Here is a 15547-nt window from a genome sequence, read left to right on the forward strand (position 1 = left end):
TCGACTCGATCTACTCGCCGGTGCTGAAGGTCACGTACAAGGTCGAGGCGACCCGTGTCGAGCAGCGCACCGACTTCGACAAGCTGATCGTCGACATCGAGACCAAGCAGGCCATGCGTCCGCGTGACGCGATGGCGTCGGCCGGCAAGACCCTGGTGGAGCTGTTCGGTCTCGCGCGCGAGCTGAACATCGACGCCGAGGGCATCGACATGGGTCCGTCCCCGACGGACGCCGCCCTGGCCGCCGACCTGGCGCTGCCGATCGAGGAGCTGGAGCTCACGGTCCGTTCCTACAACTGCCTCAAGCGCGAGGGCGTCCACTCGGTGGGTGAGCTGCTGGCGCGTTCCGAGGCCGACCTGCTGGACATCCGCAACTTCGGTGCGAAGTCCATCGACGAGGTCAAGGCGAAGCTGGCCGGCCTGGGCCTGGCCCTGAAGGACAGCCCGCCCGGATTCGACCCGACCGCCGCGGCGGACGCCTTCGACGCGGACGACAACGGGAACGGGGGTTTCGCGGAGACGGAGCAGTACTGACTGCGTCACCGCGACGACGGACACCACGAACGTCCCGATGGCCGCCGCCTTCGACTGCGGCGGCCATGCGGTGACCGGGATCCGTGAGGTCCTGGAGGCTCCGGGCAACGCACGAGCGGATCGAGGTCACGTCCCACGTAACCTCTTCCTGTGCCCCCCTCCCGCCTGTATCGCGTCGCCGTCCTCGTGCTCGAGGGCGCGAAGCCGCTCGATGTGGGAATCCCCGCGCAGGTTTTCACGACCCGCGCGAGCATGCCGTACGAGGTGCGGGTGTGCGGGGCGGCACCCGGCCTCGTGACCGGCGGCGACGGCCTCGCGTACTACGTCGCCCACGGCCTCGACGCCCTTGCGTGGGCCGACATCGTCTTCGTCCCCGGCTACCGCTTCCCGGACCGTGACGACCCGCCGCAGGCCGTCGTCGACGCACTGGTCGCCGCCCACGACCGGGGCGCACGGCTCGCCGCCATCTCGACGGGCGCCTTCGCGCTCGCCGCCACGGGCCTGCTCGACGGCAGGCGCGCCACGACGCACTGGCACTACACGAGGGCACTCGTGGCCCGGCATCCGCTCGTCCACGTCGACGAGAACGTGCTGTTCGTCGACGAGGGCAGCGTGCTCACCTCGGCCGGCGCCGCCTCCGGCATCGACCTGTGCCTGCACATCCTGCGCGGCGACCTCGGCGTGGCCGCGTCCAACCACGCGGCCCGGCGCCTGGTCGCGGCCCCCTACCGCAGCGGCGGTCAGGCCCAGTACGTGCCGCGCAGCGTCCCCGAGCCGCTCGGCGAGCGGTTCTCCGCCACCCGCGAGTGGGCGCTGCACCGGCTCGGCGAGACCCTCACCCTCGACACACTGGCGCGGCAGGCGGGAGTCTCGCCGCGCACGTTCTCCCGGCGCTTCGTCGAGGAGACCGGCTACACGCCGATGCAGTGGGTGATGCGTGCCCGCATCGACCTGGCCCGCGAACTGCTCGAGCGCTCGGAGCGCAGCGTCGAGCAGATCGCCGCCGACGTAGGGCTCGGTACCGGCGCGAACCTGCGCCTGCACTTCCAGCGCATTCTCGGCACCACCCCGAGCGAGTACCGGCGCACCTTCACCCGGGGCGAGTGACCCGCCCGGCACCGCATGGCGGGTCCGTGTGGCGGACGGTGTGGCGGGATCCTTTTGAACCATGGCGATCCCGCCACTGTCGGCGACGTGAGCCGCGGGCGACCCTGGTGGCGAAGGAAAGGGACCTCACTCATGACTCGCATCGCCATCAACGGATTCGGCCGCATCGGACGCAACGTGCTGCGCGCACTGCTGGAGCGCGACAGCGACCTTGAGATCGTCGCCGTCAACGACCTGACGGAGCCCGCCACTCTCGCCCGGCTGCTCGCCTACGACAGCACGGCCGGCCGGCTCGGGCGCCCGGTGACCGTCGACGGGAACGCCCTCGTCGTCGACGGCCGCCGGATCACGGTGCTCGCGGAGCGCGAGCCGGCGCAACTGCCGTGGGCCGAACTCGGCGTCGACATCGTCCTGGAAGCCACCGGCCGCTTCACCTCGGCCAAGGCCGCCCGCGCCCACCTCGACGCGGGCGCGAAGAAGGTACTCGTCAGCGCGCCGTCGGACGGCGCCGACGTCACGCTCGCGTTCGGGGTCAACACCGACGCCTACGACCCGGCCGTGCACACGATCGTCTCGAACGCCTCCTGCACCACCAACGCGCTCGCGCCGCTGGCCGCGGTCCTCGACGAACTCGCCGGTATCGAGCACGGGTTCATGACGACGGTGCACGCCTACACGCAGGAGCAGAACCTGCAGGACGGTCCGCACCGCGACGCGCGTCGCGCCCGGGCCGCCGGTGTCAACATCGTGCCGACCACGACCGGTGCCGCCAAGGCGATCGGCGTGGTGCTGCCGAACCTCGACGGCAAGCTGTCGGGCGACTCGATCCGCGTACCGGTGCCGGTGGGCTCGATCGTCGAACTCAACACGACCGTCGCCCGCGACGTGACGCGCGAGGACGTGCTGGCGGCGTACCGCGCCGCGGCGGAGGGGCCGCTCGCCGGCATCCTCGAGTACTCGGACGACCCGCTCGTGTCGTCCGACATCACGGGCAATCCGGCCTCTTCCATCTTCGACTCGGCCCTCACCCGCGTCGACGGCCGCCACGTCAAGGTGGTCGCCTGGTACGACAACGAGTGGGGCTTCTCGAACCGCGTGATCGACACGCTCGAGCTTCTCGCCACCCGCTGACCGGACGCCGGGGGCGGTACCCCGCCTCCGGCCCGGCGACCGCGCCGGACGGCACCTGGACGGCTCACCCGGCGTCGAGCTGGTGGTCGGCCCAGACGTAGCTCTCGGGCAGCAGGTCGGCCACAGGGACGGTCCGGACGCGGTCGCCTTCGCCGACGATGACCTCGAGGGCGGGGAAGTACTCGAGAAGGACCTGACGGCACCGACCGCACGGGGGAACAACCCCCCGGTCGCGGTCGCCCACAGCGACGATGGTGTCCAGGTCGTAGGCGCCCTGGGCGGCTGCCGCACCGATGAGGACCAGCTCCGCGCACGGTCCTCCCGTGAAGTGGTACGCGTTCACCGCGGTGACGATCCGGCCGTCCCGGGCGCGGGCCGCGGCCGCCATGGTGTGGTTGTCACCCCGGCAGCGAGTCCGCGCCACGTCCGCCGCGGCCTGGACGAGTTCGTGATCGACGTGGTGGGTCCGCGTAGCCATCTTCTCTGCCTTCGTCAGGTGTCGGGCGACGTTGCCCAGGGACTCGTGCTGTCTCAAGGGCGTTGTGCGTCTTGCAACCGCGCGCGGACGCACATGGTTGCCCCCCCAAGCCCTGTGAGCGTGAGGACGCTGACGGTAGCCGTGCCGGGGCGCCCACGGCCAGGGATTTCCCGTGGAACCACGGGTGCGGCGGCCGCTGAGAGCTGCCCAGCTGAACATCCGTAGGACAAGCAAGGCGACATCCGCTCGTGGACAGCAGCGGGTCAACGGTTACCTCACGGAGCAGGAGCCGTGGAAGGTGGCCAAGGACGACTCGGAGGACGCCCCCGCCCGCCTGGCCACGATCCTCTACACGGCGGCGGAGTCGCTGCGCGCCGTCGCCGTCCTGCTGAACCCGATCATGCCGGAGACCTCGCGGAGGTTGTGGAACTCCCTGGGCGCCGAGGCATCCTTGGGTGCCCTGTCGGGCCAGAGGGTCCAGGAGGCGGGCGAGTGGGGCAAACTTCCCGCAGGCACGACCGTCACCAAGGGAGCGGGCCTTTTCCCGCGCCTGGAGGAGCCCGCCCAGGCGTGAGGTGGGCCGGGTGTCCCGCCGTCTTCCGGCGGCGGACACCCTTGCGAAGCGTGCCGGGGCCGGACCGTCGTCAGGAAGGCATGGCTGTGGACGGTACGGTCCTGGCTTCCTGAGGTCCTGCCCCGGCCTGTGGGGAACGCCCGGGCGGGGCCTGACCGGGTACCTGTCGTGACCCCGGATCGCGGCATGGTGTGGGATGGCGGACAACATCCACGCACGTCCGGCAGCGAAGGGGGAATCGTGGCACGAGCCCAAACCATACGGGCGCTTGCGCGTACGGTGGCCGAAGGAGCCGATCCACGGGCGGTGGCCCAGGAGGAACTGCGCCGCCGCAGTGGACTGGGTGACGGCGAAGGGCAGTCCCGGCAGTCCCGGCAGTCCGGCCAGGAGAGCGACGTCCAGGACAACGGGATAGACCCCGCCGACTTCCCGGCCGCCCGGGAGCAGAGCGGCGTCATCGACACCGTGATGACCCAGCGGACCGTCCAGCTGGACGAGGCCGGGGAGGCGCTCAACCGCAGCGAACAGCGCCAAAAGGACGGGCAGCACGTCCATGTCATCTGCCCGATGGTCATCCCGCGCGGCCGTTCGTTCCTGAGCATGCTGCCGGTGTCGCTGCTGCTCGTGGTGGGCGCGGTGGGAACCGTCATCGTGGCGGCCACCGGCGGCAGCCCGCTCACCAACCCGCTGTTCGGAATCCATTACTGGCTGCTGGCGGTCGTGGCCGTGGCGTTCGTGTGGTGGCGGCAGGGCATGGTGATGGTGCCGGACGGCTGCCAGGCACTGATCACCCGCTTCGGCAAGCTGGAGCAGGTGGTCGGGTCGGGCCGGGTGGTCCTGCTGAACCCCTGGAAGCGGGTGTCGTACATCGTCAACACCACGCGCGAGTACCCGTTCAACGCACCGGTGCGCGAGGCGCCGACCCGGGGCGGGGTGAAGGCCTCGATCGACCTGTTCATCCAGTTCCGGATCAGTGACCCGACGGAGTTCGTCTACACGCTGGGCGCGGTGCGCGGCTTCGAGGAGAAGCTGGGCAACGCGGTCAGCGAGACGATCCGAAGCCTCATCTACGAGCAGGAGGCCGCCGGGATCTACGACATGGTGGGCGAGGACACCAGCCGGCTGCTGGAGCAGCTGAACCAGCAGTTCCGGCCCGCGGTGGAACTGACCAACGCCAACATCACCCACGCGGAGCCGTCGGATCGCGCCTACCGCATGGACCTGGCGTCCCCGGAGATGGTGCGGGTCGCCAAGGACGCCTACACCCACGAGTACGCGCTGCAGCTGCGCAAGGAGCAGGACGAGGGTGACCTGAGCAAGGAGCTGGCCGCCCGTCAGGAGACGCTCTCCGCGATCCAGGCGGACATCGCCCAGTACCAGGCTCAGATGGACACCGCGGTGGAGCGGGAGACGAACCGGGCCGAGGCGCTGGCCCGGCAGCGGTACGTGCAGGCCGAGTCGGAGGCTCGCGCCAACGCGGCGCTGCTGGAGGCTCAGGCCCTGGACATTCGTGCGGTGACCGCCGCCGAGGCTCCGGAGATCCTGGAGTACCGCTACCAGCAGCAGGTCCTGGACACGCTGGAGGGAGTGGCGGACCACCTGCCGCGGCTGGTGCGGATCGGCGGCTCGGGCGGTCCCGAGGGCGCGGTCGGCGTCGACTACCTGGCACTCGCACGGGAGCTGGTGGGCGAGCGGGCCACGGAGCTGTTCTCCGACGCCGACATGGAAGCCGTACGGGCCCGTCTGGGGGAGGTCTCCGACCGTATCGCCGGGCGCGAGGCGGAGATCGGCGCCCTGCTGGAGGCGGAGCAGCCGACCGTGCCGGCAGTCGGTGCCGGGGACGCCGGAGAAGAGTCCGAAGCCGCAGCCGAGGTGTCCGAGGAGGCCGCACAGTGAGCACCGCACGCACCGTCAACCACCGGTCAGTCATCTCGGAGGAGGTGGCGCCCTGGAGCGACATCCGCCAGCTGCTGCGCGGCGGCGAAGCGGGCATGCTGATCCCGGTCATCATCCCCCGCCACCGGCGCAAGCTGTGGTGGATGCTGCCGTTGTGGCTCGGACTGTTCGGCGTACTGACCGGCGTGATGCTGGCCGTCCAGGGCTCGGACGGCTTGTCCGGCGACGCCTACGCGGCCCTGGCCGTGCTGGCGTTCGTCTTCGGGGCCCTCCTGCTGCTGGCCGGAGGGCTGTGGTGGTGGCGCTCCTCGATCGTGGAGATCGAGCAGGGCACCACCGGCGTCCTGGCCCACTACGGGGCGATCGCCGGCACGCTGGAACCCGGCCGGCACTACCTGTGGCACCCGTGGTCGCGCGTGGACTTCGTGGTGGACACCTCCACCGAGATCCCGTACTCGGCGCCGGTGGTGGCCTGCCCGACGCGGGAGAGCGTGCCGTTGCGGGCGATCGAGTTCTTCCTGAAGTTCCGCATCACCGACGCGGTGCTCTTCGTCCGGACCATCGGTGCGGGCAACTTCGACCTGGTGCTGTCCAGCGTGGTGCAGGACGCCATCCGGCAGCGCGGCCGGCAGGTACGGACCGAGCGGGCGTACGACCTGCGGGGCTCGGACGTGGCCGATATGCAGGAGCTGCTCAACCGCCAGCTGTCCCGCTACGGCGTGCGCATCACCGGCTGCAACATCCCGGACGTCCAGCTGCCCGCCCAGTACCAGCAGCACCTCGCGACCCGCGAGCGGGTCGCCAAGGAGCGCACCGCGTACGAGCAGGAGTGGGGCCTGACGCGCAAGCGTCGCACCGACAGCCTGCAGATGGACATCGAGCGGGCGAAGAAGGTGCGCGACGCGCGGATCGTCGAGGTGAAGGCCGCGCTGAACAAGGCCCGCGAGGAAGTGGCCCAGCTGCTGGAGGAGCAGGAGACCAACGCGCAGCGGGTCCGCTTCGAGATCGAGACCCGTGGCCGCAGTGGGCTCATCTCCGCCGAGAACGAGGCCCGCGCCCAGCGCAGCCTCGCGCAGGCCTACCGTGACAATCGGGCGGTGCTCCAGTACGAGCTGGCCCGCCGCCGGCTGGAGGTGGGCGCGGTTCTGGCCCAAAAGGCTCCGCAGCCGGTGGTGATCAGCACCGATGGTGCGGGCGGCGACACGTCGGCGCTGTCCACTCTGCTCACCGCCCAGCTGCTGCCGAGGCTCGCCCTGCCGTCCGTGCCCGGCGCGCCCCGCGCCGAGCACGCGCCGGACGGCGAGAGGTAGCGAGCGAGCCCGGTTCGCGGAAAGCGGGGTCCTACCTGTCCTCTTCGCCCCGTCGATCGTCTGGTCGGCGGGGCGAAGTCGTGCGAGTGACTGCTGCGAGTGACTGCTGCGGGTGCGGCTGCGGGTGTCGTGCGGGTGCGGGTGCGGGTGCGGGTGCGGGTGCGGGTGCGGGTGCAGGTGCGGGTGAAAGATCTCTCTGCGGTGCAACCGTCCCCGGGGTTCGGTAGTCGTCTTCGGTGCCGTCCGCGCCGCCGAGGCGGATCAGGCCGCCCTCACCGGGGTGACCTGACCTCCCCTGCGCCGGATGCGCCTCGCCGGCTTTGGTCCCGGGCGCCCCGGGGCCACCGGAGTGTGGAGGAAACACACTCATGCGCAAGCGCGTCACCGTGTCCGCCGTCGCCAGCGCCCTGGCCCTGTCCGCGTTCGCTGTTCCGGGCGCCGCCCAGGCGGACGAGTCCGTGGGCGACACCAAGATCACCAAGGTGGTCGTCAACGGCGGGTCCAACATTGGCGCTGGTCCTTCGCCGGCACCTCCACCACCAGCACCGCCACCGGCAACTACGTCGCCGTGAAGTAAGCGACGACGCAGCGGGCGGAGACGCTCGCCGGCCGTGGACGTGTCGCCGAGTGCCGGGCCGGCGCGTGACCCCTGTATCCGGCTCGGTTGTGGCACGGGCTGTGCTCGTCAGTCGCGGTCGCGCCGCGGCGGGGATCGGCCGACCGGATGCAGTCAAGGGCAGACCTGTATCGACTGGCAGTGCCACATGAGCCCTGCTAGACCGGAAGAACGGGAGGTTTGGCATGCCTCGTGATCTGGTCAGGGGGCTGATCGCGCTCCTTGCGGCAGCAGTAGTCCCGCTCGCCGTGTGTCTGCTCCTGCTGCCCGTCCGAGGGATCCTGTCCGAAAGCAACGTAGTCCTGATCCTGATGTTGGTCGTCGCGGCGGTGGCCGCCCTCGGCAACCGTGGGGCTGCGGTCCTCACGGCCCTGTCCGCCGCCGTGTGGTTCGTCTTCTTCTTCACCACTCCGTACTCGAGTTTCACCTACATCAACAACGCGGACGAGATCATCACCGCCGGGTTGCTGCTCGTCGTCGGCCTTGCCGTCTCTCAGCTGGCCCGCCGCTACAGCCGCGAGCGGGCCATCGCCACCACCCTGCAGCGCAGCCTGCTGCCCCGTGTGCTGCCGGACACCAGCGCCGTCCGGGCGGCGTGCCGGTACGTACCGGCCGAGGCCGAGGTCGGCGGGGACTGGTTCGACCTGATCCCTCTCCCGGGCTTCCGCACCGCCCTGGTGGTCGGAGACGTGGTCGGCCACAGCCTGAGCTCCGCGGTCACCATGGGTCGGCTGCGTACCGCGGTCCGTAACTTCTCCACCCTCGACCTGCCGCCCGAGGAGCTACTGGCCCGCCTTGACGATGTGGTTCATCAGATGGATGCGGAGGCCGGCGCCAGCGAGGACGGGACCGTGGCGGCTACGTGCCTGTATGCGATCTACGACCCGGTCTCCTGTAGCTGCGCGATGGCAAGAGCCGGTCACTTTCCGCCCGCCGTCGTCTATCCGGACGGTCGGGCGGAGATTCTCGAGCTGCCCGAATGCCCCCCGCTCGGCGTAGGCGGCGTGCGCTTCGAGGCCGTCGAGCGGCAGCTGCCGGAGGGCACGCAGCTCGTGTTCTACACCGACGGGCTCATCGACTACCGACACCGCGACATCGGGGCCGGCCTGAAGCTGCTGTGCGACGCGCTCTCCGGCACGGGGGCCGACCCGGAGGAGACGTGCGAGACGATCCTGGAGGCGGTGCTACCCGCCCGTCCGATCGATGACGTCGCTCTCCTGATCGCCCGCACCCGCGCGTTTCCGCGTGACCGTATCGCCGAATGGGACATCCCGGCCTCTCCCGCCGCGGTGCCCGCCCTGCGCGCCGAGGTGTCCGCGATGCTGGCCGACTGGACTCTGGAGGAGACGGCATTCGCTACCGAACTGATCCTCAGCGAGCTGGTCACCAACGCCGTCCGCTACGGGGCACCCCCTCTCCACCTGCGTCTTCTGCGCGAAGCCACTCTGGTGATGGAGGTCAGCGACAGCAGTAGCACCTCCCCGCACCTACGCTACGCAACGACCATGGACGAAGGCGGTCGCGGAATCTTCCTCGTCGCCCAGTTCGCCGAACGGTGGGGAACCCGCTTCACTCCCACCGGGAAGATCGTCTGGGCCGAGCAGTCAGCCCCGCCGACTCCCGTCGCCCCCGTACTGGCATCGGTTGCGTGACATGCCGATGAGTTCTGAGCACGTCGGTCAGTGGGCGGGTCAGACCGCCTCGGGCGGCGCCACCGACATCCTCACAGTCAGTTGCTCGCCTTCACGGTCTCCGACGTCGCCGCACGGAACGACTCGGTCGCCTCGAAGTGCGCGCGGAAGTAGCCGTTCTTCACCTCCGGGAAGTCGGCCGAGAAGGTGTGCCCGCTACCGTGCCAGTAGGCCTCTGCCGTGAGCAGGTCCGTCCACTGTTTGCCATTACGCGAGTACTGGATGTGCACAGGGATGGTGGCGGGCGTCCAACCGTCGGGAAAGTCCATCGCACCCTCGACGTGCACGCCATGGCTCGGTGCACGGGTGGCCGAGAACGAAGTGAAGACCGAGGCACGCAGAACGGTGATCTGGACACTGTTCGCGGAGGCGGAGGCGATGAACGGGTCGCAGACGGCCTGGACAGGCACCGCGTCGTTCACGGTGACCGTGCCGGAGAAGCGTCCCTCCGCGTCGGTACGGACGGTGTTCTCCGTCCAGTAGTCCACATCGAGGTCCACCCCGTGGTCCGCCAGGGGCTTCAGCTCGCGGGTCGCCGGCCAGCGTCCCTTCAGGATGCCTTCGACACGCACCTGGCGGTGGTCGATGTCGACCTCCGTGCGGTCGGTGTGCACGTCCTCGAACACCGCCGCGACGTAGTAGACGAGACGGCCCGCGGAGTTGTCAGTGGTGCGGTCACCGTCACTGTCCGTGGCCTCGATGCGGACGGTGTAGCTGCCCAGGTCGGCAAGGTCCAGAGGCTGCTTCGTGTGCCACACGCCGTCGTCGGGCGTGCCGGAGACGAGGACGAACGCGTCGTTCTCCACGACGGCGACCTCCTGGTCCGTGGTATCGGAGACGATATGGGCCCTGATCTCCTTGATGGCGCTGTCGGAGCTGACACTGACGGCAAGGGTGCCGAGGTCGTCCGAGACACTCTGCGCCCATCGGACGTCAGGAGCCCGCCCCTCCACGGCGTTCGCTGCCGGGGTGCCGGCCAACAGGAGTGCAACGGCGCCAATGGCGGCCCAAGCCGCCCGTCTTCTCAACATCGATCCCCGCAGGACGTGTCGAAAACCATGCCGCGATCCCTCCACGTTTCTGTGGCGGATGCCGTGGCGGAAAGGTTTTTCTATCGCACGGCTGTGACATCGGGCTCGTGAGTTTTCGCCATGGGGGGCTGGTCGGTCCACGTGCACGATCCTCGACACACGTGCACCTCACTGCTGTCGACCGACAGGATTCGAACCCGCGACACCCGCTTGAGGAGTTCGATTGCGCGGAGCGCCGCCGAAGGCGCCCTTCACCGACCCGACCAGCCGCACACTCAGCCGTCGGGCGGCCCGTCACGGCCGCAGCCCAGGTGGGGAATTGCGTGATACCCACCATGGAGATCGTGGGGAATTTTATGACCGCTCACACGTAATCGCCACCAGCGGCAGTTGGCACGTCAATCACGGGGATTAGGCCATAAGTGGACATACTGGCTGGCGCTCGCTACGGTCAAACGAGAGACGCCACAACTGCGAGTAGTAGTCGGTCCGCAGGGATGTTGGCGTCGGGCGCCGGAATCCACCGGCCTCATGGTGCCAGAGCGAATAGATGCCGCTCCCTGATCATCAACCGCACGAGGGATGTGCTTGGCCAGGTCGAGGCACCATGTGTCGTACCGCTTCAAGGAAGAGGCTGACTATGCGCGCGAAGCGAACTGTCGCACTCGTGGCGAGCCCCCTCGTCGCAGCCGTGGCCCTGGCCTTCTCGCCCGCAGCCATGGCACAGGGCTCGGCCAACACCACCCACGCCGCACCGGTGTCTGCGACGCAGACCCCGACGCCGCCCCTGGGGGCGAAGGAGGGCAACCGCGATGGGCGGATAGCCGGGCAGGCCGACGGCCCAGACTGCGCATACAAGCAGTCCTGGGCGCCGAAGTCGAAGAACTCGAAGTACATGCAGGCTTACACGGCCGCCTACGAAAGGAACTACGACAAGCTTTGCACTGAGGCGGAGTAGAACAGGGACTTCGCGAAGTCCGGCAGGATGCGCCGGATGTCCCAAGCCTCAAGGACCAGGCTCCGTCACGCGGCTGGCGGGGCCTGCCGCGTGAGCGCGGGCGCTCCTACGTCGATCGGTTGGTGACGACCGGATCGGCATGCGTGGGTACAAGCTTGTCCGGAGTTGTCGGTGTCAGGGCCTACCACGACGGCTCTGTGCTGGCTCCTAATATTTGCGAGAGTTCGGTAGGGGCCCCGGGGTAACCTCCCGCGGTGACCTCACCTGACCAGTCCCTCGTGGCTCCCGATTTCGCCGTACCGCACCCGCCTGCCACCGACCGCTTCCGTCTGGAGCCCCTCGGTCCTCAGCACAATGCTGCCGATCACGCAGCCTGGACCTCCAGCATCGCCCACATTCGAGCCAACCCCGATTTCGCCGGCCGCTCCTGGCCGCCTCCGGGGGGCATGTCCCTGGAGGCCAACCTCGACGACCTGCGCCAGCACGCGGAGGACTTCGACCGGAGTGTCGGCTTCACCTACACCGTCCTGTCGGTCCCTGAGCATGACGTCATCGGCTGTGTCTACATATACGGCTCACGTCAGGACCCTGGTGTTACTGACGTCCGCTCCTGGGTCCGGGCGGACCATGCTTCCCTCGACGCCGAGCTCTACCGCGTCGTCAGCGACTGGCTGGCCCGTGAGTGGCCCTTCGAGCGTGTGGAGTACGCGCCTCGCTGAACCAGACGATCCGTGCCACCACGTCCGGCAGGCAGCACGCAGAAGTTGGGCGGGCGCTCCACCGTGGGCTAGGGCGCTTCCCACCTGCGGCGACCGTTCATCGGCGTTCGCACGAGGACCTCGCAGAACTCGAAAGCGAGGAGGCAGCCCTGCCCGGACGGCTCCCGAACTGTCGCCGTTCGCAGTCAGGTCCAACTGCCTCAGAACCAGCCGTTGTCGTACTTCTGGGCGGTGTGCTTTTGGAACTCCTCGACAGTCATGGCCCGTCCGCCGGCCCAGACCTGGCCCCGTTCCAGCCGCGCCAGGTCGGCTGCGGTGAAGTGAACAACGCCGCGATAGCTGACGCCGCCACCAGAGCCACCACCGCAGTCACACCGCACTCGGCGGCCAACCACCCATCAGCCGCGTCAACAACGCCGCAGGTCAATACAACTAGGGCCTGTCTGACGGGTCGCGTCACCGACCCCGCACCCGCCAGCAACGTCACCCGAATGGCGCAACATGGCGTGCCACCCACACGGGTGAAGGTCAAGCTGACTAGTGCCCCAACCGAGGCAATCCGTGAAAGGGGAACCACATGCGCATTCGACGACTCTTCACCGCCGTCATCGCCACGGCAGCCCTCGCCGGACTCGGCCTCACAGATGCCGCCACCGCCACCGCCGCCGCCCTCACCCCGGGTGAGTGCACGCAGGGCGGCGGAAAGGTCGATTGGACCAAGTCGCAGGTGCCCCATACCGGGACCTGCGTGGGCGGTACGCACAACGGGCAGATAGTCGACTAACCCCCACTAGGCGCGGCGCCCCGCAGCCACGCGCTGCGGGGCGCTCCCTTGCGAGCGTAGCCGGGAGAGCCGCAGGGACCGTGCCGACCCGTCGGGCACGCCAGATCCAAGTCGGGCCGGAAGCACGTGGCGGGTGGGGACTCCTCATCTCGGCTGCCAGTCGCCGACATCCGGGTCACCCTGAACCGCCGGGCCACCTCCCGGTCACTGGCTCCGGCCTCGATCAGATCAGCGGCTTCGAACCGCACTTGCTCACGTCGAGCCCGCTCCTCGGCCGTCAGCCCACCGCCATCGGGATACCTCACCTTCCCGGCATAGCGCATCGGAGGGAAACCAGGTTCCATGTTGCCGTTCGGCGAACCCGGAGCACCCCCAGCCGACGACGTCCGCCTTGTCCAAGCCCTTGGCCGTGAACGTGCCGTCGTCCTTGCCATCGCCATGGGCCTCCGCCGGGGAGAGACCGTTGGTCGGCGCGCGCACTCTGTACCGCTCCTTCACTCGCATCGCCCAGGCCGCCGGCCTCCGCGTGATCCGGCTGCACGACGCCCGGCACGGCACCGCGACCCTTCTCACCGCGGCCGGAGTCGCGCCCCGCGTCGTGATGGAGATCCTGGGCCACTCCCAGATCAGCATCACCATGGACGTCTACACCCACGTCGTGCAGGACACGCAGCGCGAGGCCATGAGCCACATGGACCGGCTGGTCAGGAAGCGCCCCAGCACAGGCCGCGCCAGGCACGATCACCTTGACCATCGGGCCTGACCTGCCCGACATCAGCGGCTGAGCCCGCCACCTGCACGGCCGTCCGACTGCAAACTCCCGTGCGAGCGCCTCTCCTGGAACCAACCACCGTGATCGACTGCCTGTCGATGGCCGTATCGCTCGTTCGGGTGCGTATCCCGTGCAGATGTCAGCCCCGATGTCCAGCATTGACCTCGTGATGTGTTTCCTCGTGAAGGTGAGAGAACATGCCGACGTACATCACGCTGCTGAACTGGACCGATCAGGGGGCCCGAGACTACAAGGGCACCGCGAAGCGCGCCGAGACCTTCGGCGCAGCGGCACAGAAGATCGGGGCGAAGCTCCTGAACATCTACTGGACCGTCGGTCCGTACGACCTCGTGGCCGTCGTCGAGGCACCCGACGACGAAACCGCCACCGCAGCACTCCTGCATCTCGGCGGGGTGGGCAACATCCGTTCCACGACTCTGCGGGCCTTCGGCCAAGGGGAGATGGAACGCATCATCGCCAAGGCGACTTGCTGACGACCTCCACTCACTGCAGCGAAGGCGTCTGGTGAGCCGGCTGAGCAGGGCCCTTACAACCCTGGTGAGGGACCCCGCCAAGCACTCGGGAGATCCGTCGCGGGCGGCGGATCTGGCCAGGGACCGCTGGTTCGACTGACGGGTCGGAGCGGGGTGTTGGCCGTCTCAAATCGATCTCCGCGAAGATTTCACCTTGGGTGCAACCTTTCACGTTCGCCCCAGGTCTGGACTGTCGGGTCAGCAGACCCACAGACCAGACTTGGGGAACAAATGCGAATTCGTGCCACTGTTGCCGCTGTCTCCGGCGCCCTGGCCCTGTCCGCCCTCGCCGTGCCGGTCTCTCAGGCGAGCAGCCCTTCGTTCGCGCTGACGGGGGCGGACGCCTCCCCGGTGATCAGCAAGGTCGTGGTGAACAGTGGGAAGCCGATCGTGCTCGGTACCACCGCCACCAAGAAGGTGACGGTCTCCGTCACCGCGTCCCACTCCTCGGGTATCGAGGACGCTCTCTCCTACGTCTGGAGGGGGCGCGACGGCAAGCCGAACCTGTACGGCTTCGGGTTCCACCCGGACGCGGAGAGGGCCAAGTGCAAGGCCGTGAACGCCACGACCTCGACGTGCACCCTCACCATCACGGTCGATCCCGGATACCTGTGGAACACCAATGCCACGAGCTGGCGGGTCTATGCCGGCGCATGGGGCAAGGACGGGAGCTTCACCGCGAATGACTCGTACTCCTCGGTCAGGTTCCAGCGGCTGTCGCGGCTGACGGTCAAGGCATCCCCGAAGCCCGTGAAGAAGGGCAGCACCATCACGGTCACGGGCAAGCTGGACCGGGCCAACTGGGACACCCGTAAGTACGCGGGCTACACGTCCCAGTCGGTCAAACTCCAGTTCCGGAAGAAGAACAGCAGCACCTACACCACCGTCAAGACGGTGAAGAGCTCAAGCACCGGCACGCTGAAGACCACGGTCAAGGCGGCGAAGGACGGCTACTGGCGCTGGAGTTTCGCCGGCACGACCTCGACTCCCGCAGTCAACGCCACCGGTGACTTCGTCCACGTGAAGTAGTCCCGCAGCGCGCGGTAGCGAGAGAACCGAAGGGCCCGGCAGGCTGGGCCCTTCGTCGCTTCCGCGAGGGGGCGTTTCCGTCGAAAAGGGCGCCGGCACGCTCGGGATCCCAGAGCGCCCACGCCGCCTGAAACCGAACCGCCAAAGGCCCAGGTCCATGATCGGTCCGGGGCCTTTTGGCTGGTGCCCCGGCAGGATTCGAACCTGCGACACCGGCTTGAGGGGTTTTCCCCGGACAGGGCTGTGAGCTGCGAAAACAGTAGCCGAATGGTGTCCGGCCTCGGAGAACACCCCTCTGGTGTTCTTGTGTGTTCACGGGATTTCCCGGACTCGTGTGTGCCGAATCCGTGCTGGCTGGGGTCGGCTGCCCGGGACAGGGCGATTC

14 protein-coding genes and 3 pseudogenes are annotated in these 15547 nt (G+C 68.8%); 14 read left to right on the plus strand and 3 right to left on the minus strand.

What is annotated here, in order from left to right; genetic code table 11:
- The 3 genes from ACTYVM_RS19480 to gap all read left to right on the plus strand — a co-directional run.
- Positions 1 to 533 (plus strand): DNA-directed RNA polymerase subunit alpha C-terminal domain-containing protein (locus ACTYVM_RS19480; RefSeq protein ID WP_445527123.1); only part of this gene is annotated, 533 nt, incomplete at its 5' end.
- Positions 534 to 683: 150 nt separating this feature from the next.
- Positions 684 to 1640 carry a GlxA family transcriptional regulator gene (locus tag ACTYVM_RS19485; protein ID WP_445527124.1) on the plus strand — a complete coding sequence of 319 codons (957 nt, stop codon included), beginning with the start codon at positions 684 to 686 and terminating at the stop codon, positions 1638 to 1640.
- Between the two features lie 132 nt (positions 1641 to 1772).
- A complete protein-coding gene (gap, locus tag ACTYVM_RS19490; protein ID WP_445527125.1) occupies positions 1773 to 2771 on the plus strand; it encodes a type I glyceraldehyde-3-phosphate dehydrogenase in 999 nt (332 codons plus the stop codon).
- A gap of 64 nt (positions 2772 to 2835) precedes the next feature.
- Here the strand turns inward: gap and ACTYVM_RS19495 are convergent, their stop codons facing one another.
- Positions 2836 to 3249: a cytidine deaminase family protein gene (locus ACTYVM_RS19495; RefSeq protein WP_445527126.1), complete on the minus strand. Its 414-nt coding sequence runs from the start codon at positions 3247 to 3249 to the stop codon at positions 2836 to 2838.
- 256 nt (positions 3250 to 3505) lie between these two features.
- Here ACTYVM_RS19495 and ACTYVM_RS19500 point away from each other — a divergent pair.
- From ACTYVM_RS19500 to ACTYVM_RS19520, 5 genes and pseudogenes are all read left to right on the plus strand, one after another.
- Positions 3506 to 3823: pseudogene (locus tag ACTYVM_RS19500) on the plus strand (methionine--tRNA ligase); the annotation flags it as partial.
- Between the two features lie 186 nt (positions 3824 to 4009).
- The gene (locus tag ACTYVM_RS19505) at positions 4010 to 5719 is read left to right on the plus strand and encodes an SPFH domain-containing protein (protein WP_445527177.1); all 1710 of its coding nucleotides are present in this window, start codon (positions 4010 to 4012) and stop codon (positions 5717 to 5719) included.
- Positions 5716 to 7029, plus strand: coding sequence for an SPFH domain-containing protein (locus ACTYVM_RS19510; protein ID WP_400032488.1), 1314 nt, complete (start codon positions 5716 to 5718; stop codon positions 7027 to 7029). Before ACTYVM_RS19505 ends, ACTYVM_RS19510 begins: the two co-directional genes overlap by 4 nt.
- Before the next feature lie 368 nt (positions 7030 to 7397).
- Positions 7398 to 7601, plus strand: a complete 204-nt coding sequence (locus ACTYVM_RS19515) for a hypothetical protein (protein WP_445527127.1) — start codon at positions 7398 to 7400, stop codon at positions 7599 to 7601.
- 229 nt (positions 7602 to 7830) lie between these two features.
- The gene (locus tag ACTYVM_RS19520) at positions 7831 to 9297 is read left to right on the plus strand and encodes an ATP-binding SpoIIE family protein phosphatase (RefSeq protein ID WP_445527128.1); all 1467 of its coding nucleotides are present in this window, start codon (positions 7831 to 7833) and stop codon (positions 9295 to 9297) included.
- Between the two features lie 77 nt (positions 9298 to 9374).
- Here the strand turns inward: ACTYVM_RS19520 and ACTYVM_RS19525 are convergent, their stop codons facing one another.
- The gene (locus tag ACTYVM_RS19525) at positions 9375 to 10316 is read right to left on the minus strand and encodes a hypothetical protein (protein ID WP_445527129.1); all 942 of its coding nucleotides are present in this window, start codon (positions 10314 to 10316) and stop codon (positions 9375 to 9377) included.
- Positions 10317 to 11007: 691 nt separating this feature from the next.
- Here ACTYVM_RS19525 and ACTYVM_RS19530 point away from each other — a divergent pair.
- The 3 genes from ACTYVM_RS19530 (at position 11008) to ACTYVM_RS19540 (ending at position 12828) form a co-directional block, all read left to right on the plus strand.
- On the plus strand, positions 11008 to 11325 hold the full coding sequence (locus ACTYVM_RS19530; RefSeq protein ID WP_445527130.1) for a hypothetical protein: 318 nt from the start codon (positions 11008 to 11010) through the stop codon (positions 11323 to 11325).
- A 254-nt stretch (positions 11326 to 11579) separates the two neighbouring features.
- Positions 11580 to 12044, plus strand: coding sequence for a GNAT family N-acetyltransferase (locus ACTYVM_RS19535; protein ID WP_445527131.1), 465 nt, complete (start codon positions 11580 to 11582; stop codon positions 12042 to 12044).
- A gap of 577 nt (positions 12045 to 12621) precedes the next feature.
- A complete protein-coding gene (locus tag ACTYVM_RS19540; RefSeq protein ID WP_445527132.1) occupies positions 12622 to 12828 on the plus strand; it encodes a hypothetical protein in 207 nt (68 codons plus the stop codon).
- A 161-nt stretch (positions 12829 to 12989) separates the two neighbouring features.
- Here ACTYVM_RS19540 and ACTYVM_RS19545 read toward each other — a convergent pair.
- Positions 12990 to 13133 (minus strand): annotated as a pseudogene (locus ACTYVM_RS19545) (IS630 family transposase); the annotation flags it as partial.
- A gap of 161 nt (positions 13134 to 13294) precedes the next feature.
- Here ACTYVM_RS19545 and ACTYVM_RS19550 point away from each other — a divergent pair.
- The 3 genes and pseudogenes from ACTYVM_RS19550 to ACTYVM_RS19560 all read left to right on the plus strand — a co-directional run.
- Positions 13295 to 13591: pseudogene (locus tag ACTYVM_RS19550) on the plus strand (tyrosine-type recombinase/integrase); the annotation flags it as partial.
- Positions 13592 to 13797: 206 nt separating this feature from the next.
- Positions 13798 to 14094: a GYD domain-containing protein gene (locus ACTYVM_RS19555; RefSeq protein WP_445527133.1), complete on the plus strand. Its 297-nt coding sequence runs from the start codon at positions 13798 to 13800 to the stop codon at positions 14092 to 14094.
- 270 nt (positions 14095 to 14364) lie between these two features.
- Positions 14365 to 15162 carry a DUF5707 domain-containing protein gene (locus tag ACTYVM_RS19560; RefSeq protein ID WP_445527134.1) on the plus strand — a complete coding sequence of 266 codons (798 nt, stop codon included), beginning with the start codon at positions 14365 to 14367 and terminating at the stop codon, positions 15160 to 15162.
- Positions 15163 to 15547: the final 385 nt, after the last annotated feature.

It is taken from the genome of Streptomyces cyslabdanicus (genome assembly GCF_052663305.1).